The following is a 20,589-nucleotide window of genomic DNA, read 5'->3' as shown; positions in this document are numbered from 1 at the left end:
CATTCATTTAAAATTAAGAGTATGGAAACTCAAGGCGCATCGGTCGTAATTACCCATCACGTTTTAGACGGCAAAGAGGCAGAATACGAAAAATGGCTGGAGCATATTGTTCCGCTCACAAAGCATTCAGAAGGTTTTATTGACCATCAGATTGTGCGCCCGATTCCCCATCTTACGTTTATTTACACGGTAATTATTCGGTTTGACACTATTGAAAATCTCAAAAAATGGATGGAATCTGACGACAGAAAAAAACTGATTGAAAAAGCCAATCCACTTTTCCGAAAAAATGATAATTACAAAATAAAATCCGGGCTCGATTTTCTTTTTGAAACTGAAAATGAAACAAAAGTTCCCGTACGATGGAAACAGTTCCTGGTAACCTGGTCAGCCATTTATCCATTGTCATTGTTGGTTCCATTGGTACTTCTCCCCTTTTTAAGGTTATTAAAAATCCCTGCAAATCATTATTCAGACGGACTTCTGATTTCAGGATGTATCGTTTTTCTAATGGTTTTCGTCGTAATGCCGAATTATACAAAACTGATTAGAAAATGGCTTTTTAAATAATATGTTTAAACCAATTTCAGAATTAACCACAAAAGTCACAAAAGACCATCATAAAGCAATAATTAGAATATTCAAAGTTCTCAAAGAGTAAAAATCAAGATTTTTAAAAGCTGTTGTGACCTTTTTCATTTATATTATTACTTTAAATAAACGTTTTAACTCATCTTTTGTTCCTTTTGTGGTTAAATAAAACTTCAAACAAACTTTGATATTGATTACATCATTAATTAAAAACCACTGTGAAATGCAGTGATTTTTTTTATTTAGTAGCCAAATTGGTTACAAAATTTCATCGTACTGATTCAACGATACATTTCGCCCGTTCATCGAACACCCATTGATTTTCCATTAAGTTGCCTGTAGCTTTACATCATCAATTAATACAAACAATTAAAACCAAAACATTATGGAAATTCTACAAACACCAGAAAACGCACTGTCTCACTCAAGTGTAACCGCTATTATCAATGCACCATTCGAAAAAGTTAACATCGCAGATTGGTTATTAAACTTACCCGATGCCGAATATCAAAGATGCTCCACCCAGCACATCGGAGCCGCTATTTCTACTACTTTTGACGGCGAACCAGTTTCGTTAAATGTTGAAACAATCGGAGATGCTTTGATGGTTCAGCATTATGTAGCCACAGTGTATCGCCCGGATTATTGCAGAATGTTATCTGTTTCTGATTCTATTACGAAAAACGGAAGAACAAAAGTTCAGGTTTTATGGGAACTGAAAGCGACAAAAATTGATGACAACACGACTTTGTACACCAACGAAATTCACGCAACCGCAACTCCCGAAATGTTCGAATATTTGAAAGAGCACAATATTAATCTTGCAGATGCCGCAGCTTCAAGACAAGCTGCCTCTGATGCTCACAACCACGAAGAAACACCTAATTTTGCAAAAAGTATCGAGAACAAAGCTTTGACAGGCCAATACAATCAGCCTTTTTAAAATCAACATTTTATATAGTAATTAAAATCATTGGGTTCAGCCAGTGATTTTTTTTGGTTTAAAAACAACTGTTTTGTAACCAAACGACTTTGTGTTTTGTTTCCTGTAACTTGTTTGAAAAATGTATTTTACTTTAATCTAAAATAAATTGTTCAGATTAAAATAACTATTAATAGATAAACATATAAAGATACATTAAAGCTCTGTAAAAGCGACCTGTGAACCAATAATTATCAGGTCGTTCCTACGGAACTCGTCATAATTAATATATCTTTCTATTAACAGAATGCTCCTACGGAGCTGAAAAAAAATCATCATCTTTTATATCATAAAACTCAACGACTGATTTTGCCTATTCACCGAATAGAAACTGAAAAAAGCCAGATTCGGAAGTAGCTTTACCATAGAATTAAGAACAAGAGATAATCACTAAAAATAATACGATGAATACTTCAACTTTAAGCTTCAAATACGAGTTAGAAAAACAAAACCCACGTACTAATGACGGAGGAACTACAAGAGGTGCTTCTGTAAAAGATTTTCCTGCATCAATAGGTATTGCCGGAGTTTCTATGAGACTGCAGCCAGGAAGTATGAGAGAATTGCACTGGCACGCCAATGCCGCAGAATGGGCGTATGTGATTTCGGGAACGGTTCGTACCACTATTATTCATCCGGACGGAAAAAGCTATACCGATAATTTTGAGCCGGGAGATGTATGGTATTTCCCAAAAGGGTACGGCCACTCGATCCAGGCGACAGGAACGGAAGAATGTCATTTCATTCTGATCTTTGATAACGGTAATTTTTCTGAAGACCACACATTCAGCGTTACAGATTTTGTATCCAGTGTACCACCAGAAATTGCCGCTCAGAACTTAGGATTAACCCTTGAAGAAGTGGCAGCGTTACCACAGAAAGAAGCCTATTTCGCAGCAGGAATTGTTCCGGACGAAATGTCATTTGTGGCCACAGCAAGACCTGAAGAATCTGATATAGAACTGACCAATCTTCACCGTTATCCACTGCATTCCCAGCAACCGAGAATCATTCCCGGAGGTGGTTTGCAGAGATTGGTAACAAGTAAAGAATTTCCTATCAGCAAAACAATGGCTGGTTCTATTTTGGAACTTCAACCGGGCGCTTTAAGAGAAATGCACTGGCATCCGAATGCGGATGAATGGCAGTATTTTATTTCCGGACAGGCCGAGATGTCGGTTTTCTTAGCGGAAGGAGCGATTGTTACCGAACAGTTTAATGCGGGAGATGTAGGTTATGTTCCGATGGGAGCCGGACATTACATCAAAAATACAGGCGATAAGGTCTGCAAAGTATTGATTGGATTCAACAGCGGAACTTATGAATCCATTGATCTAAGCGAATGGCTGGCCGGAAATCCAAAAGATGTTGTCATAACGAATTTTGGTTTAAAGGAAGGTGAAATTGAAAAATTCCCTTCGAAAAAAGTATTTATTCAACCTGAAAAATAACGGTTTTGATTGCGGAAAAATCTCTTCTGTCTTCCAAAGAAATCAAAGTACAGGAGAAATTGGCCATCTTTTTAGCATTCATCGCAGGATATATCGATGCAACGGGATTGATCAAATGGAAAACCTATGTTTCCTTTATGAGTGGAAACACCACGCAATTGGGAGCGGCTTTTTCCAGTGGAAAATATGGAGTTATCATCACATCAGTTACGGTAATTGGAAGTTTTTTGATGGGAATTTATGCAGGAACCTGTTTTTCATTATGGAAGAAATGCAGCATTAAAACGATTGCTTTTTATATTGTTTCGGGAATTTTGATGCTTTATACTTTTATTAATCATTACCGTCAAATTCCTGTGATTCCTTCGATTGCCATCATCGGTTTTGCAATGGGAATGATGAATACGATTGTAACGACTGTTGGAAACCTGAAAGTGAATACAGATTTTGTAACCGGTACATTGAACAGCCTTGCTAAAAATATGGCAATATTCACGATGAGTAATGATGAAAATGAGAAGAACGAGGCTAAGGAAAATGCAATCTATCTCTTGCTTTTGTGGATGGGATTTTTGTCAGGTGCTGTGACAGCTCCCTTCTTATTAAGTATATGGAAAAACTGGATTTTGCTTTTACCTGCAGTTTTATTGCTAACTTGTAGAGGATTAATTTTCAATTCAATAACACCCAAAAACTAAATATTATGTTACAAAAAGGCACTGTTGCTCCCGATTTTACATTGTTTGCGACGCCCGATCAGAAAATAACTTTATCTGAATTTAAAGGAAAAAATGTAATCCTAGCATTTTATCCCGCAGACTGGAGCCCGGTTTGCAGCGACCAGATGGCTTTGTACAACGAAACTTTGAAGTTCTTCCATAAATATGACGCAGAACTCTTTGGAATCTCTGTGGACAGCAAATGGTGTCATCTTGCTTTTTCACAATCCAGAAACTTACATTTCCCATTGTTGGCTGACTTTGAAGCGAAAGGAGAAACAGCAAAAAAATACGGCGTTTACGATGATGAGGAAGGAGAATGCAAACGCGCATTATTCGTCATTAACAAAGATGGCATCATCGAATGGAGCTACCTGTCTCCTACCGCCATCAATCCCGGCGCAGACGGAATATTAGAAGCTTTGGAAAATCTTAACACAAAATAATTATGTCACTAAAACCATCAGTCAGCACAACTGACCACGCCCAAGGTAACGACAATGCCGACCTTGTGATTGTAGAATACGGCGATTATCAGTGTCCGTATTGCGGAGCCGCTTATCCTGTTTTGAAAGAATTAATGAAAGAATTCGGAAGTCAGGTAAAATTTGTTTTCAGGAATTTTCCTTTGTCGGAAATGCATCAATATGCAAGACCTGCCGCAATCGCAGCTGAAGCCGCCAATCTTCAGGGAAAATTCTGGGAAATGCACGATGCGATCTACGAAAACCAGGGATCTCTGAATGAACTATTCTTGTTTGAACTTGCAGAAAAAATAGGCTTAAATATTTCTCAATTTAAAGAAGATATACAGAAAACCGAACTGGAAGAAAAAGTAGATTCGGATTTTGAAAGCGGAATTGTAAGCGGAGTAAACGGAACGCCTTCTTTTTTCGTTAACGGAAATAAATTCAATGGAAGTGCGATGGATTTGCTTCAGCTGATACGGGAGAATACGGTTGGGTAAACTACAAAAGGCACAAAGTTTTTTACACTTAAGTTATTGTAAGTTCATACTAAACTTATAAAAGTACTCTTAAGTTCTTTTAACAGCGAATCTCACGCAGCCCGACTTGAGCGGAAATCCTTTTTGCGCAGCGCAGCGGAGTGAAAAGATTGGGAGCGGAAGGCGGAAACAGCTGCCCCAATAAAAAATATTCAACAAAATGTGCGAAATTAAACTAGATTAATTTCTATCAACTTTATCAATCATACATTTGCTAAATAAATAAGACAACAAATATTATCAAATAAATTAATCACAACATTAAAAATTTAACAAAATGAGTACACTAAAATTACAAGACGGAACAGAAATTTTTTATAAAGATCAGGGAGAAGGACCAGTATTGATGTTTCACCACGGATGGCCTTTATCTTCAGACGATTGGGATGCACAGGTAATTTTCTTTTTACAGAGAGGTTACAGAGTGATTTCTCACGACAGAAGAGGTCACGGAAGATCAAGTCAGAATATTTATAACCACACGATTGAGCAATATGCTTCTGATGCGGCGGAATTGGTTGAATTTTTAGATTTGAAAGACGTAGTGCACATTGGTCACTCTACAGGAGGTGGTGAAGTGATCCGTTATGTAAACAAATATGCTAATGGTAGAGCAAAAAAAGCGGTTTTAATTAGTGCTGTTCCGCCAGTAATGGTAAAAAGCGAAAGTAATCCGGACGGAGTTCCGATGGAAGTTTTTGACAATATCAGAGATCAGACTTTGAACAACAGAAACCAATTTTATATTGATTTGACTTTCCCTTTCTACGGATACAACAGAGAAGGCGCTAATGTAAAAGAAGGTGTACAAAGAAACTGGTGGAGACAGGGAATGATGGGCGGAATCGTGGCTCATTATGATGGAATCAAAGCTTTCTCAGAGACAGATTTTACTGAAGATTTAAAAGCTGTTGATATTCCGGTTTTGGTGATGCACGGTGAAGATGACCAGATTGTGCCTATCGCCAATGCTGCATTAAAATCAATTAAATTATTAAAGAACGGAAAGTTAATTACTTACCCAGGTTTCCCTCACGGAATGCCGACTACGGAACACGAAACGATTAATAAGGATTTGTTGGAGTTTATTGAGGGGTAATCAGAATATACATAATTATACGAAAGGTGAGTCATTTGATTCACCTTTTTCGTATCCCGACAGTGCAGGACAATTATTAATTGTGATTATTTTAGATTGCGATTATAATTCAAAATCAATAAAGATGAATTTAATTAAGCATAAAATAAAAATTCTCACTTTCACAGTTTTAAGTTCAGGTCTATCCTTGGTTTCTGCACAATCAAAAGTGGCAACTAAAGCAGAAATTTCAAAATCACAATCAGGAATAGTTGTTCCCACCAATCTAAAATGGTCAGAGAGAATGATGCTTTCCGAGATGCATCGTTTCCCGGAAGCTTGGATGTTAGATTTCAGCAAGAGTCCGAAGTGGACTTATCCTTCCGCCATTGTATTAGACGGCGCAGAAAAACTCTATGCTAAAACCGGAAAGAAGGAGTACTATGATTACATCAGTGGTTTCGGCGAAAAGTTAATTAATGAAGACGGAACCATTCAGACATATGAGCTGGAAAAGTATAATATCGATATGCTGAATAGCGGAAACGTATTGCTTTATCTTTACGAAAAAGAGAAAAAAGAAAAATATCTGAAAGCGCTTCAAACTTTGCGTTTACAAATCGACGGACAACCAAGAACTAACGAAGGCTCTTTCTGGCACAAAAAAATTTATCCATATCAGGTCTGGTTGGACGGTCTTTATATGGGAATGCCTTTCTACACGCATTATACAAAAGATTTCACAAAAGGCTCAGATGCTCTTAAAGCATACGATGATATTGCTTTCCAATTTGATTCGGTTCAGAAAAATCTTTTAGACAAAAAAACAGGATTACTCTACCACGCTTGGGACGAGAGCAAAGAACAAGCTTGGGCAGATAAACAAACGGGACTTTCCCCCAATTTTTGGGGCAGAGCGATGGGTTGGTACGGAATGGCAATGGTTGATGTTTTGGACTTTTTACCAAAAGATCATCCCGGAAGAACGAGAATCATTTCCTACATCAAATCTTACGCTGATGCTGTAATCAAAGTTCAGGATAAAAAGTCCGGACTTTGGTATCAGGTTTTGGACAAACCTTTGGAAAATGGTAACTATGAGGAAGCGAGCGCTTCGGCGATGTTTGTTTATACAATTATCAAATCTGTAAACGAAGGCTATTTACCACAATCTTACAAGGCTGCTGCTAAAAAAGGTTATGACGGAATTATCAAAAATCTAATCACAGTTGATGAAAATGGCGTTGTCAATCTTAATAAATGTTGTGCTGTTGCGGGCTTAGGTGGAAAACCTTACAGAGACGGTTCTTATGAATATTATGTTAAGGAAAAAATCCGTTCCAATGACGGGAAAGGAACCGGACCTTTCATTTTGGCAAGCTTAGAATTCGAGAAATAAAACTATAATTATTTAAATTAGGGCAGCTGTATCCGCCTTCCGCTCCCAATCTTTTTATTTTTTAGTAAAAACAAAAAGGATTTACGCTCAAGTCGGGCTGCGAATGATTCAATGTTAAAACAATTCAAAAATGAATAAAAAACTTTCCATCATATTTCTGTTTCTTTCATTAATGATATGGGCTCAGAAACCAACATTATTTTTAATTGGCGATTCTACAATGTCTAATAAGGATAATCCTGAAAAAAATCCCGAACACGGCTGGGGACAGGTTCTACAACAGTTTTTTGCATCAGGAATCGAAATCCAAAATCACGCTATGAACGGCAGAAGTTCCAAAAGTTTCCGCACAGAAGGACGTTGGGACAAAGTTGAAAAGCAGCTAAAAAAAGGTGATTTTGTGATTATTCAGTTTGGGCATAATGACCAAAAGCTGAAAGATTCTACAAAATTTACCAATCCTTATACACAATATAGAGCCAATCTGGAAAGGTATGTGACCGAAACAAGAGCCAAAGGTGCAACGCCGATTCTGATGACTTCAATCACAAGAAGAAATTTTAATGAAAATGGCGTTTTAGTCGATACGCACAAAGAATATCCGCTAGTAGTAAGATTGGTTGCTGATGCAATGAAAGTCCCTTTTGTCGATATGCAATTATTGACCGAGCAAATGGAGATTTCAGCCGGTCCGGAAAAATCAAAACTTTTACATCTTCATTTTAAAGAAGGTGAAAATCCATATTATAGAAAAGACAAAGCTGATGATACACATCTATCCAGATTAGGCGCAGAAACTGTTGCAAAGCTTGCTGTCAACGCTCTGAAAACTTTAAATATTGGATTGGAGAAATATATCAAATAACCCATTGTTTTTAACTGTTTGATAATGAGAAAATTCGGATTGCTCCTTTTGATTTTAATTGTAAACTCAATTTCTGCTCAGGAAAAAATTACGCTTTGGACAAAAGGTCAGATGCCGAATTCCAAAGGTTTAGAATTAAAAAATGAAGAGAAAGATGGTCGGCTTGTACAAATCAAAGAACCTGAACTGTTTGCTTTTTTACCGCCAAAAGAAGACAGGAAACCAATGGCAGTGATTGTTATTCCAGGCGGAGGTTATTACAAACTGACTTATGACCTGAATGGATTTCAGATTGCAAAATGGTTCAACACTTTGGGAATTTCAGCTTTTGTTTTGAATTACAGATTACCGATTTCTCCCGATGTGAAGCAAAGAGAAATTGCACCACTTCAAGACATTCAGGCAGCGATAAAATACCTTCGAAAAAATGCTGCTCAATATGGAATTTCACCTAAACAAATTGGAGTCATCGGAACTTCAGCTGGTGGACATTTGGCAGCCACAGTAAGCAACATTACCACAGATTATACAGAACTTAAAGACAACTGGACATCAATACCAACCATTCCGAATTTTGCAATTTTAGTTTCTCCGGTTATTGATTTGGGAGAATTTGCTCACGTTGGAAGCCGTAATAGTTTGCTTGGAGAAAATGCTTCTCAGGAAAAAATCAGCGAATATTCTATGCAAAACCAGGTAACAGAGAAAACGCCACCAACATTACTGATTCACGCACAAAATGATAAAACTGTTCCGGTGATGAACAGCCTTCTATATTATCAGGCAATGACTAAGAATAAAGTGAAAGGTGCACTATTTATTTTCCCGGAAGGCGAGCATAAAATCGGAATTACCATTAAATCTGAACTCACAGACCAATGGAAAAAATTATGCTCTGATTGGCTGAAAACCTTATTTCCAAATAAATAATCTTTTTAACCGACAGTGCAGGATAATTTTTCTTTGTATTAATGTTAGTTTGCAATACGAAGAAATTCTTCAAAAACCTTGAATCTAAATCCTTATGAAAAAATATATTCCACTCTTGTTCGCATTGGTTTTGTCTGTGGCCCTTTCGGCACAATACAAACCTTGGACTTCTGCAAAACAGCCTTTAAAAGAAATCAAAGCGTTAAAAAAGCAAATCAAAAAGCCTGAATTCAGAAAAGTTGATTACCTGATTACCGATTTTGGCGCGGTTGGAGATGGAAAAACAAAAAATACCGAAGCTTTCAAAAAAGCGATTGAAAAATGTAATGCAGAAGGCGGCGGAAGAGTTGTCGTTCCAAACGGCGTTTTCTTAACAGGAGCAATTTATTTAAAATCAAACGTGAATCTTCATTTGAGCGACGGTTCTACGATTTTATTCAGTCAGGACAGCAACGACTACCCTATCGTTTTCACACGTTGGGAAGGTATGGAATGTATGAATTATTCATCGTTGATTTACGCTTATGAAGAAGAAAATATCGCCGTAACCGGAAAAGGAACTTTAGATGGAAATTCTGACAATGACAATTGGTGGTTCTGGTGCGGTGCTACAAAATATGGTTACAACGAAACTCGTCCGGGAAGACAAAATCCTGCCCGTGCGAAACTTCACGAATATATGGCGCAGAGAAAACCTGCAAGAGAAAGAGTTTTCGGGGATGGATGGTATTTAAGACCGAATTTTGTTCAGCCTTACAAATCTAAAAACTTTTATATGGCGGATGTTTTGGTTAAAAATTCTCCAATGTGGAATTTGAATCCTGTTTTGTGTGAAAATGTTTTAATTGAAAGAGTAAAAGTCATCAGTCACGGACCCAACAACGACGGTTTCGACCCTGAAGCCTGTAAAAATGTCTGGATTAAAGATTCCTATTTCGACACAGGTGATGACTGTATCGCCATCAAATCTGGAAGAGACGAGGACGGAAGAGACATCGGAAGACCTGCCGAAAACCACATCATCGAAAACTGCGAAATGAAAGACGGTCACGGCGGTGTCGTTATCGGAAGCGAAATTGCAGGCGGGGCAAAAAACATTTACGCCATCGGAAATGTAATGGACAGTAAAAATCTTGATCGTGCTTTAAGAATCAAAACCAGCTCAAGCCGTGGCGGAATTATCGAAAACGTATTTTTCTACAACACAAAAGTGGGTGCTTACAAAGAAGCTGCGGTTCGTTTCAATATGCATTATGAAAAGCCGGGAAATCACATTCCGACGATGAGAAATATCTGGGTTGAAAATCTAACCGTTGACAAAGGTGGAAAATATGCCGTATTTTCTGATGCTTACGAATCCTCCCCGGTAACCGATTTCACAATGATTAATGCTAAAATGGTGGGCGTTCAGATTCCTTACAAAGTGGATTATATGAAAAACGTGACGCTGAAAAATGTAACCGTTAACGGACTACCATTAACTGAGTTAAAACCGTAATTCAGATTTTGTATAAGTGAACACAAAGAACACAATGTTTTTAAAAATTATATTGTTTAAAAGTCCACAAAGCCGCTTCGCTTATAAAAGCATTATAAGTTTTTCACAAAGAATCTTTTATAAGCGAAGCGGCTTTGTGAGACTAAAATTATTAGATGATTATCAAAACTCTTTGTGAGCTTAGTGTTCAAAAAATCAATGTGACAGAAATGATTACAAAATATTTTAACAATTAAAATGCGCAGGAAAACCATTTTCGCCGGACTCATCATTTTATCGGCACTCTCCCATTCTTTTGCCCAATCCAAGCATTGGCAGAACAAAGAGCGTGAACTGCATTATAAAGAAGACAAAGGTGATTTTTTATTGGTCAACGGAAAATACCGTTTCAATCGAGCTTTGTACGGAGATAATCGTGCATCGAGAGTTGAAGCGGGAGACTTGCCGGAATTTGCATTGTATCTTCCGGGGATGGGCGGAAATCTTCAATTCGTCATTCAGAAAGGAAATTCCATTAAAAAATTAATTCAGGCTGATAAAATTGAAACCCGTTATCGTCCCGGAACGATATTGTATGAAATCAAAGACCCGATTCTTGGAACCGGAACTTTGAAACTAACCGTTTTGGCTCAAGCGAAAGAAGAAGGTTTGGTTTTAAAAATGGAAATGGTCAATATAGATTCTTCAACAAAAATCTATGCGGTTTATGGCGGAGCGAGCGGAACAACTTTCAGCAGAAATGGCGACATCGGCGCAGACCCGGAATCCGGATTTTATCTTTTACCAGAATATTGTCTGAATAATCAGTTTCAGTTGAATAAAAATCAATTCCAACTCAATTATTTAAATAAGAAAAAAGAAACTCAAATCGTTAGCGGAAGTTTTTCAAATGTGAATTCTTTGCAACAAACCGATGCTCAGACTTTAGAAAAATTGGCTGAGTTTACTCAAAATAAAACAGACAAATCACCGATTGTTTACGCTTCCTATTCTTCACAAAAGCAACCGATTTTTATTCAGATTGCGAAAGGAAAATCAGCTAAAAACTTTTCGGACGAAGACTTAAAAAACATATTTAATGAAGCTGAAAAAGCTCGTTTAATCTTAACGAACAGAATTCAGTTAAAAACTCCGGATGCAGATTTAAATCAATTCGGAGCCAATTTAGCCGTTGCCGCAGACGGAATTTGGGAAAGTCCTACCTTTCTTCACGGTGCAGTGGCGTGGAGAATGCGACTGAATGCGTGGAGAGGAGCTTACACAGCTGATGCGTTGAGTTGGCACGACCGAGCGAAAGAACATTTTGAAAGTTATGCGAATTCACAGGTTTTGAAGCCGGATTCTGCACCTGTAGAAATGGATACTTTGCTTCATTTGGCGAGAAGTGTGGAGAAAATGGGAACTTCTGTTTTTTCAAGCGGATATATTTCGAGAAATCCGAATGACAATACAAAACCGCATCATTACGATATGAATCTGGTATTTTTTGACCAGCTTTTTTCGCATTTCAATTACACGGGCGACAAAGAATTTCTCAAAAAAATGTGGCCGACGATGGTTCGTCATATGAGTTGGGAAAAGCGGAATTTCAAGCGTGGCGATTTGTATGATGCATACGCGGCGATTTGGGCGAGTGATGCCCTTCAATATTCGGGTGGAAAAGTGACGCATACTTCAGCATATAATTACAGAGCCAACCGTGAAATGGCGAAGCTCGCAAAAATTATTGGCGAAAATCCGCAACCTTACGAACAGGAAGCTGATGCGATTTTAAAGGCGATGAAAAACGAACTTTGGATTAAAAACAAAGGCTATTTTGCTGAATATAAAGATGCTTTGGGCAATCAAATCGTTCACGACAAACCGGGAATCTGGTCGATTTATCACGTTTCCGATGCGTTTATTTTGAATGAATTTGAGGATTATCAGAATTTACAATACATCAACAATCACACTCCGAAAATCCCGATTACGGTAAAGGGTGTGGACAATAAAGACTATTTTACATTAGCAACAACCAATTGGCAACCTTACGACTGGTCGATTAACAACGTCGCTTTGGCGGAAAATTTACAGACCGCTTTGGCATATTGGCAAGCCGGAAGAAATGAGGATGCCTACCAACTTTGGAAAGGAAATCTGGTCGAGTCGATGTATTACGGCATCAGTCCGGGAAATTTTGAGCAACTGTCTCATTATGATGCATTTCGTGGCGAATTGTACCGGGATTTTGCCGACCCGATTGGGGTGGCTTCACGAACTTTGACAGAAGGACTTTTCGGCGTTTATCCGAATTTGCTTGAAAATAAAATCAGCATTAAACCTGGTTTCCCGAAAGACTGGAATTCTGCCGAATTGAAGCTTCCGGATTGGGATTATCAGTTTAAAAGAAGTTCGAAAAAAACGGAATATTTATTTAAATCAAAATATCAGAATCCTGTAGCGTTGGAAATGCAGATTCCTGTGAATGAGTCCAATATCAAATCGGTGAAAGTGAATGGTAAAAAAGTGGATTGGAAGATTAAACCTAATTCTATTTTACAGCCAATCATACAGTTTGAAACGCCGAAAGGAAAAGAATTTAAGCTTGAAATTAATTATTCCGGTGAAGAACTGAAAAACGAACAGACAGATTTTACTAATTATATTTCGGAAAATCTTCAGTTGAATTTCGATTCAAAAAAGAAAATTAAAGATATTCTTGACCCACAGGAATTAGTTAAAAATCGAAACGGAAATCAGTTCAATTTAATTCAGGAAGAGAGAAAAGGAACATTTTTCGTGCAGGTCGAACAAAACGGAACGAGTTGGTGGCAACCTGTGAATGTGGATATTCGTTTTCCTTTGGAGACAGAATGGGTGAATAAAAAACTGCAGATTCAGTCAAAATCTTCGAATGAAATTAATGGAAAACTGAGTATTAATGGTTTAAACAAAACTTTTAACATTCAGAAAAATCAAAATACATCGATTGAAATTCCTGCAAATTACTTGAGCAAAGGAACCAATTCTATCACACTTGAATACAACGGAATTAAACAAAATGTAGAAATTACAGATTGGGAAATTGGAAATCAAGGTCAATTTAACAATATTTCATTAGCATCAAAATACAATGAAAAGGTAACCGAAATTTTCAATCAAAAATATCTTTCACCGAGATTGAAAGTCCCTACCCTGCAACTTCCGTGGCAGGGAATTGGGAATTGGTGTTATCCTTTGATTACCGCTCAAATTGATGACAGCGGATTAATGAACAAAAGAAAAAATGGCAAAGTTGATTTTCTTGGAATTCCTTTTTTAATTGATAAATCAGATAAAAATATTGCCTATGCAAGTCAATGGGACAATTATCCTGATTCTATTGAAATTCCTTTGAATGGAAAAGGAAAGAAAATTTATTTTCTGATGGCTGGCTCTACCAATCCAATGCAGTCGCAGATTGTAAATGGAACAATTACGGTTCAATATGTTGACGGTTCAACTTCTGAATTGGAATTGAAAAATCCAGTGAATTGGTGGCCGATTGAGCAGGATTTGTTTGATGACAATTTTGCTTTTGAAATTCCGGATGATAAAATTCCGTATCGAGTTCAATTGAAAACGGGCGAATTGTACAAAGGCGGAACTTTAAGTAAATATTCGAGCATTAAAGGATTTACAGACCGTCAGGTTGATGGTGGAGCTGCAACGATTCTTGATTTGCCAATTGATGCTAGTAAAGAATTAAAATCGATAAAATTAACAGCTGTGAGCAATGATGTGGTGATCGGAATGATGAGTGCGACTGTTTTGAGATAATGATAAATAAAATATAGTTGACGGTTTGTCATTCCGAGGAACGAGAAATCTATTGGAAAATTGAGATTCTTCACTGAACTACGTTCGTAAACCTTCGGTTTATGTTCAGAATGACAAACGTGAAAACATAAAATAAAAATTTAAAATGAAGAAAATTGCAATATATCTGAGTCTTTTCTGCATCGAGCTTTCGTCCCTGAATGCTCAGAAAATCGACCGTAAAAAAGTCGTTCAGCGACATAATATCGTCAATGTAAAAGCAGATACTTTATCAACTTTGACGGTTGGAAACGGAAAATTTGCTTACACGGTTGACATCACCGGAATGCAGTCGTTCCCTGAATATTACAAAAACGGGGTTTCTTTGGGAACGCAGTCAGAATGGGGCTGGAACAGTTTTCCGAATACCGAAAATTTCAAATTCGAGGAGACTTTAAAGCCTTACGATTTTAATAATGACGGAAGAAAAGCGTTGTACAGTGTTCAAATCAAGGAACCGGAACGCAACAAAAAGGCAGTTGAATATTTCAGAGTCAATCAACATCGTCTGCAGTTGGGGAATGTTGGGATTGAACTGATTAAAAAGAACGGACAAAAAGCACAGGTTGCAGATTTACAGAATATCAATCAGAAAATTGATTTGTGGACGGGAATTATCACCAGTGAATTTTCTTTAGAAGGAACTCCTGTAAAAGTCTGGACGGCTTCTTTCCAAAATTCAGATAAAATTGGTGTTAAAATCGAATCGGATTTGGTAAAGCAAAAGAGACTCAAAGTTTTTATAAAATATCCTTATCCAAGCGGACAGTTTTTGGATGAAGCGGCTTTCTACGGAAACACAGATAAACATTCGACAAAAATTGTTTCATCAAACTCAACACAGGGATTAATTGAGCATCAGTTGCAGACTGCGGATTATTTTACGCAAATGTATTTTACCGATGGAAAATTAAGTGAAGCAGGCAAACATTATTTCGTTTACGAACCTTCATCAAAAAACAAAACGGTTGAATTGACTGTTGAGTTTTCAGAGAAAAATCAAAAATCAAGTAAAAGTTTATTTGCTGATGCTGAAAAAGAAAGTATTTCAGGTTGGAAAAACTTTTGGGAAAGCGGTGCAGCTGTCGATTTTGAAGGAAGTACGGATAAAAGAGCCAACGAACTGGAGCGCAGAATTGTTTTGTCAGAATATTTAACAAAAGTTCAGTGCGGAGGAAGCAATCCGCCGCAGGAAACAGGTTTAACATTTAACAGCTGGTACGGAAAACCACACACAGAAATGCACTGGTGGCACGGCGTTCATTTCGCGTTGTGGGGAAGACCGGAGATTCTGGAAAAACAGCTGGATTATTATTTCAGGTCGTTTGAAAAAGCAAAAAAATTAGCGGAAAGACAAGGCTATAAAGGTGTTCGCTGGATTAAAATGTCTGATAATGATGGTAATGAAAGTCCGTCTTCCGTAGCCGCATTTCTGATCTGGGAACAACCGCATTTGATTTATATGACCGAACTTTTGTACCGTCACAACAAAGACAAAAAAGTGTTGGAAAAATATAAGGATCTGGTTTTTGCAACAGCAGAATTTATGGCTGATTATGCAACTTATGATAAAGAAAAAAACCGTTACAACTTAGGAAAAGGTGTCATTCCAGCACAGGAAGTTTTCCCCGCGAAAGATACTTTTAACCCGACTTATGAAGTTGCGTACTGGGACTGGGCGTTGAAAGTGGCGCAAAAATGGAAAGAAAGATTAGGAGAGTCGAGAGATAAAAAGTGGGATGATGTGATTAATAAATTAGCTCCGCTTCCGGTTCAGGATGGAGTCTATTTATCGACAGAATCGGCGAAAGATTCTTTCACATTTCCAAAATGGATGACCGATCATCCTGCAGTTTTAGGAGCTTTGGGAATGGTTCCCGAATCTCCGAAATTGGATAAAAAAATAATGAAAAACACGCTCGACATCGTTTGGGACAGATGGAACTGGGGTCACACGTGGGGTTGGGATTTCCCGATGACAGCAATGAATGCAGCGAGACTAGGACTTCCGAACAAAGCGTTGGATGCTTTATTTATGGATGTTCAGACCAATACATACCTTAAGAACGGACATAATTTTCAGGATGGTAGACTGAGAATTTATCTTCCCGGAAATGGTGGTATTCTGACGACCGTTGCAATGATGCTGGAAGGTTGGGATAATTCTACAGGACAATTTCCCGGTTTCCCGAAAGACGGAACCTGGAAAATAAAAGCGGAAGGGTTCAAAAAGATGCCTTAAATATTACTTTAATTTTACGTTCATATTTTTAATTTGAAGTCTGTCAGCAATGGCAGACTTTTTATTTACAGCACAGTGCAGGACGATTTAATAAGGTTAAGATAATAACTTGTTCATCTATTATCAGTTATGAAAAAAATAGCAATTATCGTCATTTCGTATTTATCTATTTGTTGTCAATCCCAAAATCTTGAGAATGCCAGGACAATCCGTCCAAAAACGATTGCTTTCCCCGGAGCGGAAGGTTTTGGAAAATTTGCAAAAGGTGCGAGAGCGTCAGCAAAACCAGAAGTTTATATTGTTAGCAATCTGAATGATCGTGGTAAAGGTTCTTTTCGCGACGCTGTGAGCCAGCCCGGGCGATTTGTAGTTTTCTCTGTTGATGGAATTGTCGAGTTGAAAAGTCCGGTTACGGTTTCTAAAAACATTACAATTGCGGGACAGACCGCGCCGGGAAAAGGTATTTTTCTCTATGGTGAAAAAGTGTCTTTCAGCGGAGCCGATGATACCATTGCCAGATATTTGAAAATACGTCTCGGGAATAAGAATAAACCATCCAATAATACCGATGCTTCCGGAATATCGAACGGTAAAAATATAATGCTAGACCATCTTTCAATTTCCTGGTCAATGGACGAGGTTTTTTCCATCAACTGGGACAAGCGCGGCACAGAACCTGACAGTATTACGCTTCAGAATTCGATTATTGCGCAGGGATTGCATCTCTATAATCATTCGGCAGGTGGATTGATTCAGACGAATGGTAGCATTAGCATTATCAAATCACTTTATGCCAGCAACAAAACCCGTAATCCGAAAGTGAAGGGTAAAAATGAGTTTGTCAATAATATCATTTACAATTTCGGAAATCTTGGCAACAAGAACGGTCATACCGTTTCGGGTGATGGCTACATTATGGGCGGTTCTGTGCAGAAATCTGAAGTTAATATCATCAACAATTATTTTATAGGGGGACCACTGACTTTGGAAGACCGTAAAACACCGTTCAGCAGAGGAACAAACACTTTTCATCTTTATGAATCCGGGAATTATTTTGACAACAATAAAAACGGCATTTTGGATGGTCAATTGGTTCCTCATAATTCCGAAGGTTTTCCGGGTGAAACGCCTGTTGTTTTTATGGATTCACCATTTCAATATCCTTTTGCAAAAACAGATTTATCTGCTACGCAGGCGTTTGATGATGTCATCAAAAATGCCGGCGCCAGCTTTCCAAAACGTGATGATGTCGATGAGTTGATTATTTCGGAAGTTCAATCCTTGGGAAAAAAGGGAATCTATGTTTTCACCGAAAATGATTTGCCGCTAAGCAATAATGGCATTGACGATTTCCTAAAGATTGATGCTTTGAAAGATTCGGATTCTGATGGCATTCCCGATGTTGCTGAACTGAAAATGGGACTTGATCCTAATGATTCATCTGATGCATTGAAATTCAATAAAACGCAAAGCAATTATCTCAATATCGAAGTTTATGTCAATGACTTGGTGCGTTAATCATTTAATTAAAATAGAAATTTAACCAATTGATATAAAATTTGTAACTTGTCTTAGATTTTGAAACACTAATAACCCAAATTGAATTTATCAACATAAAACATTAACATTGCTTAATCCGATGTCTGAAATATTAGAAATTCAAATCAATGAAAATTCCAGAGTGCCAAAATATAAACAGATTGTGGACTCTATACTTAATGGAATTGACGCCGGAGACATCAAAATCGGGGAAAAAATCCCGTCCATCAATGAGCTGAGTGAATCCTGTTTTCTCTCTAGAGACACGGTGGAAAAGGCTTACAAAGAACTAAGAAAAAGACAAATCATCGAGTCTGTAAAAGGGAAAGGTTACTACATCTCGAGAATCAATAAGAGTGACAGCATCAACATCTTTTTTCTGATTAATAAGTCCAGTACTTACAAAATGATGATTTATAATTATTTTGTGGATGCGATTGGCAGTAAAGGTAATGTGGAAATGTATATTTATCACTGCGACGAAACACTCTTCATCAATGCCTTGAAAAAGAATCTCGGCGTCTATGATTATTATGTGATAATGCCGCACTTCCGCGACGAAAACTCCAAGCATACAAGCTCTACAAAAGAAGTTATTGACATCATCGAAAAAATCCCGAAGAACAAACTTCTGCTTCTGGATAATACCAAACCGAATATCTCCGGCGAATACGGAACGATTTTTCAGGATTTTGAGCACGATATTTACAACGCATTAAAGGAAGGTCTTGAAAAAATAAAAAAATATGAAAAACTGATTCTGGTTTATCCTGCAAAATCGGTTCATCCCTACCCTTTCCGCATTGTTCACGGGTTTGAACAATTCTGCAAAGATTATAAACTGGACTATGAAATTCTGGACGAAGTTTACCCTGATATGGAACTGCAGGATAAAGACCTTTTCATCACCATCCAAGAGCGCGATTTGGTAAATCTTGTTAAGCAAATCCGACAGAAAAATCTGAAATTAGGTGAAGACATTGGCATTATTTCCTATAACGAAACACCTCTGAAAGAACTATTGGGAATCACCGTCGTCACAACGGATTTCAAAGCGATGGCAGAGTCTGCAGCTTATATGGTTTTGAAAAATAAAAAAGAACAGGTGAATAATGTTTTCAAATTTATTGAGAGAGAATCTCTGTGATTTTGTTCTGATCCTACGGAGCTCAACTCCAATTCTATTCTAGAATTCTCTTGAATTTAGACAAAAAAACGGACTTGATAAAGCCCGTCTGAGTAGAATAAACTTAAACAAACAACTAATTATTTTACTCTGAAATTTTGTAAATCTTCAGGTTTCTCACAGCAAACCTGCTCCATCACTTGTCGGAATTGCATCTTGAGCATCTCGATAATATGATCACCGCCCTTTTCTCCTAAAGCACCTACAGCGTACATAAACGTTCTGCCCATAAAGGTAAATTCGGCGCCACAACTCAAGGCACGCGCCACATCAGGACCGGTTCTCACACCGCTGTCCATCATTACTTTGATTTGATTTTTATATTTTTCACTGATTTCTTTTACCACAGCAATTGTAGATTCCCCAGCGTCCAACTGCCTTCCACCGTGGTTGGAAATAATCATTCCGTCGAAACCGAGACGAACAGCTTCCGCCGCATCTTCATCGGAAGCAACACCTTTAATCACTAATTTTCCCTTCCATTTATCACGGATTTGTTTTAATCTATCTGAATTCAATCTGCCGGAAAAAGTCGAGTTCATAAACTGTCCCAACTGTTTCACGTTCATATTATTATCCATATACTTATCCATCGTTTTGAAACTCGGAACACCGTGTTTCAGCATTTCAAGACACCATTGAGGTTTTGCCAAAGCCTGAGAAACATTTCTGAAATTCAATTGAGGAGGCATTGCCAAACCATTTCGGATTTCCTTGGCTCTGTAACCAAACGTCGGAACATCGGACAATACGCAAAGCACATCATAACCAGAAGCTTCGCAACGATTTAGAATGTCGTCACGTAACCATTCTTCTCTTGGATGATATAACTGATACCACGCTTTTCCTTCGGTCAATTCAGCAATTCTTTCGATACTGCTTGTTGTAACGGTACTTAGAATGAATGGAATATTATGTTTGAAAGCGGCTTTCGCCAAAATCTCCGGAGCATTGGGCCACATCAAACCTTGCAATCCAACAGGTGAAATCCCGAATGGTGCAGAATATTTGACACCAAATAATTCCGTTTCCATATTGGCTTCAGCAAAATTGTTATCCAAATAGCGCGGACGAAGTAAAACTTCTCTTAATTCAGTTGTATTTCTATCTCGATTAATATTCTCATTACAACCGCCATCCAGATATTCGAAAGCGAAACGAGGCATTCTTTTTTTTGCCTTTTCAATTAAAAGTTCAAGCGATGCATATTTGGTATCAAATGGAAATGACATAATTGGTTGGTGGTTGTTGGTTGATTGTTGT

Annotated in this window: 16 protein-coding genes; 15 read left to right on the top strand and 1 reads right to left on the bottom strand. The window is 37.7% G+C overall.

Annotated elements, in window-relative coordinates:
• The first annotated feature begins 21 nt into the window (after window positions 1-21).
• The 15 genes from KI430_RS02290 to KI430_RS02220 all read left to right on the top strand — a co-directional run bounded on the left by KI430_RS02290 (window position 22) and on the right by KI430_RS02220 (window position 19,287).
• Window positions 22-570 (top strand): antibiotic biosynthesis monooxygenase, encoded by a 549-nt coding sequence (locus tag KI430_RS02290; RefSeq protein ID WP_248876671.1) that lies wholly within the window; start codon window positions 22-24, stop codon window positions 568-570.
• Between the two features lie 406 nt (window positions 571-976).
• A complete protein-coding gene (locus KI430_RS02285) occupies window positions 977-1,534 on the top strand; it encodes a hypothetical protein (RefSeq protein ID WP_248876670.1) in 558 nt (185 codons plus the stop codon).
• Window positions 1,535-1,977: 443 nt separating this feature from the next.
• Entirely contained in the window at window positions 1,978-3,024 is a 1,047-nt protein-coding gene (locus KI430_RS02280) for a cupin domain-containing protein (protein ID WP_248876669.1), read from the top strand.
• A 5-nt stretch (window positions 3,025-3,029) separates the two neighbouring features.
• Window positions 3,030-3,722: a YoaK family protein gene (locus KI430_RS02275; RefSeq protein WP_248876668.1), complete on the top strand. Its 693-nt coding sequence runs from the start codon at window positions 3,030-3,032 to the stop codon at window positions 3,720-3,722.
• Between the two features lie 5 nt (window positions 3,723-3,727).
• Window positions 3,728-4,189, top strand: a complete 462-nt coding sequence (locus KI430_RS02270) for a redoxin domain-containing protein (RefSeq protein WP_248876667.1) — start codon at window positions 3,728-3,730, stop codon at window positions 4,187-4,189.
• A 2-nt stretch (window positions 4,190-4,191) separates the two neighbouring features.
• A complete protein-coding gene (locus tag KI430_RS02265; protein WP_248876666.1) occupies window positions 4,192-4,710 on the top strand; it encodes a DsbA family protein in 519 nt (172 codons plus the stop codon).
• A gap of 316 nt (window positions 4,711-5,026) precedes the next feature.
• Window positions 5,027-5,848 (top strand): alpha/beta fold hydrolase, encoded by an 822-nt coding sequence (locus tag KI430_RS02260; RefSeq protein WP_248876665.1) that lies wholly within the window; start codon window positions 5,027-5,029, stop codon window positions 5,846-5,848.
• Window positions 5,849-5,972: 124 nt separating this feature from the next.
• Window positions 5,973-7,226 (top strand): glycoside hydrolase family 105 protein, encoded by a 1,254-nt coding sequence (locus tag KI430_RS02255; RefSeq protein WP_248876664.1) that lies wholly within the window; start codon window positions 5,973-5,975, stop codon window positions 7,224-7,226.
• A 130-nt stretch (window positions 7,227-7,356) separates the two neighbouring features.
• Window positions 7,357-8,091 (top strand): rhamnogalacturonan acetylesterase, encoded by a 735-nt coding sequence (locus KI430_RS02250; protein WP_248876663.1) that lies wholly within the window; start codon window positions 7,357-7,359, stop codon window positions 8,089-8,091.
• Window positions 8,092-8,115: 24 nt separating this feature from the next.
• The gene (locus tag KI430_RS02245; protein ID WP_248876662.1) at window positions 8,116-9,021 is read left to right on the top strand and encodes an alpha/beta hydrolase; all 906 of its coding nucleotides are present in this window, start codon (window positions 8,116-8,118) and stop codon (window positions 9,019-9,021) included.
• 94 nt (window positions 9,022-9,115) lie between these two features.
• Window positions 9,116-10,519 carry a glycoside hydrolase family 28 protein gene (locus KI430_RS02240; protein ID WP_248876661.1) on the top strand — a complete coding sequence of 468 codons (1,404 nt, stop codon included), beginning with the start codon at window positions 9,116-9,118 and terminating at the stop codon, window positions 10,517-10,519.
• Between the two features lie 237 nt (window positions 10,520-10,756).
• Window positions 10,757-14,320, top strand: coding sequence for a DUF4450 domain-containing protein (locus KI430_RS02235; RefSeq protein ID WP_248876660.1), 3,564 nt, complete (start codon window positions 10,757-10,759; stop codon window positions 14,318-14,320).
• A 145-nt stretch (window positions 14,321-14,465) separates the two neighbouring features.
• Window positions 14,466-16,601 (top strand): hypothetical protein, encoded by a 2,136-nt coding sequence (locus KI430_RS02230; protein ID WP_248876659.1) that lies wholly within the window; start codon window positions 14,466-14,468, stop codon window positions 16,599-16,601.
• A gap of 129 nt (window positions 16,602-16,730) precedes the next feature.
• Complete coding sequence (locus tag KI430_RS02225; protein WP_248876658.1) at window positions 16,731-18,119, top strand: polysaccharide lyase family 1 protein; 1,389 nt, start codon at window positions 16,731-16,733, stop codon at window positions 18,117-18,119.
• 121 nt (window positions 18,120-18,240) lie between these two features.
• The gene (locus KI430_RS02220) at window positions 18,241-19,287 is read left to right on the top strand and encodes a GntR family transcriptional regulator (protein WP_248876657.1); all 1,047 of its coding nucleotides are present in this window, start codon (window positions 18,241-18,243) and stop codon (window positions 19,285-19,287) included.
• A gap of 119 nt (window positions 19,288-19,406) precedes the next feature.
• On the opposite strand, the gene KI430_RS02215 is transcribed toward KI430_RS02220, so the two are convergent.
• Window positions 19,407-20,558, bottom strand: coding sequence for an alpha-hydroxy acid oxidase (locus KI430_RS02215; protein ID WP_248876656.1), 1,152 nt, complete (start codon window positions 20,556-20,558; stop codon window positions 19,407-19,409).
• Window positions 20,559-20,589 lie beyond the last annotated feature (31 nt).

Origin of the sequence: Epilithonimonas zeae (genome assembly GCF_023278365.1) — a bacterium.
Lineage (GTDB): Bacteria > Bacteroidota > Bacteroidia > Flavobacteriales > Weeksellaceae > Epilithonimonas > Epilithonimonas zeae_A.
The sequence above is the reverse complement of the archived record's forward strand: the minus strand, read 5'-3'. Positions and strand labels throughout refer to the sequence as shown.

What these genes read in the sequence shown, in the direction of transcription:
- KI430_RS02245 (WP_248876662.1), top strand. Translation starts at nt 8,116, where the DNA reads ATGAGAAAATTCGGATTGCTCCTTTTGATTTTAATTGTAAACTCAATT.
- KI430_RS02230 (WP_248876659.1), top strand. Translation starts at nt 14,466, where the DNA reads ATGAAGAAAATTGCAATATATCTGAGTCTTTTCTGCATCGAGCTTTCG.
- KI430_RS02270 (WP_248876667.1), top strand. Translation starts at nt 3,728, where the DNA reads ATGTTACAAAAAGGCACTGTTGCTCCCGATTTTACATTGTTTGCGACG.
- KI430_RS02225 (WP_248876658.1), top strand. Translation starts at nt 16,731, where the DNA reads ATGAAAAAAATAGCAATTATCGTCATTTCGTATTTATCTATTTGTTGT.
- KI430_RS02255 (WP_248876664.1), top strand. Translation starts at nt 5,973, where the DNA reads ATGAATTTAATTAAGCATAAAATAAAAATTCTCACTTTCACAGTTTTA.
- KI430_RS02215 (WP_248876656.1), bottom strand. Translation starts at nt 20,558, where the DNA reads ATGTCATTTCCATTTGATACCAAATATGCATCGCTTGAACTTTTAATT.
- KI430_RS02220 (WP_248876657.1), top strand. Translation starts at nt 18,241, where the DNA reads ATGTCTGAAATATTAGAAATTCAAATCAATGAAAATTCCAGAGTGCCA.
- KI430_RS02280 (WP_248876669.1), top strand. Translation starts at nt 1,978, where the DNA reads ATGAATACTTCAACTTTAAGCTTCAAATACGAGTTAGAAAAACAAAAC.
- KI430_RS02290 (WP_248876671.1), top strand. Translation starts at nt 22, where the DNA reads ATGGAAACTCAAGGCGCATCGGTCGTAATTACCCATCACGTTTTAGAC.
- KI430_RS02250 (WP_248876663.1), top strand. Translation starts at nt 7,357, where the DNA reads ATGAATAAAAAACTTTCCATCATATTTCTGTTTCTTTCATTAATGATA.
- KI430_RS02235 (WP_248876660.1), top strand. Translation starts at nt 10,757, where the DNA reads ATGCGCAGGAAAACCATTTTCGCCGGACTCATCATTTTATCGGCACTC.
- KI430_RS02285 (WP_248876670.1), top strand. Translation starts at nt 977, where the DNA reads ATGGAAATTCTACAAACACCAGAAAACGCACTGTCTCACTCAAGTGTA.
- KI430_RS02260 (WP_248876665.1), top strand. Translation starts at nt 5,027, where the DNA reads ATGAGTACACTAAAATTACAAGACGGAACAGAAATTTTTTATAAAGAT.
- KI430_RS02240 (WP_248876661.1), top strand. Translation starts at nt 9,116, where the DNA reads ATGAAAAAATATATTCCACTCTTGTTCGCATTGGTTTTGTCTGTGGCC.
- KI430_RS02265 (WP_248876666.1), top strand. Translation starts at nt 4,192, where the DNA reads ATGTCACTAAAACCATCAGTCAGCACAACTGACCACGCCCAAGGTAAC.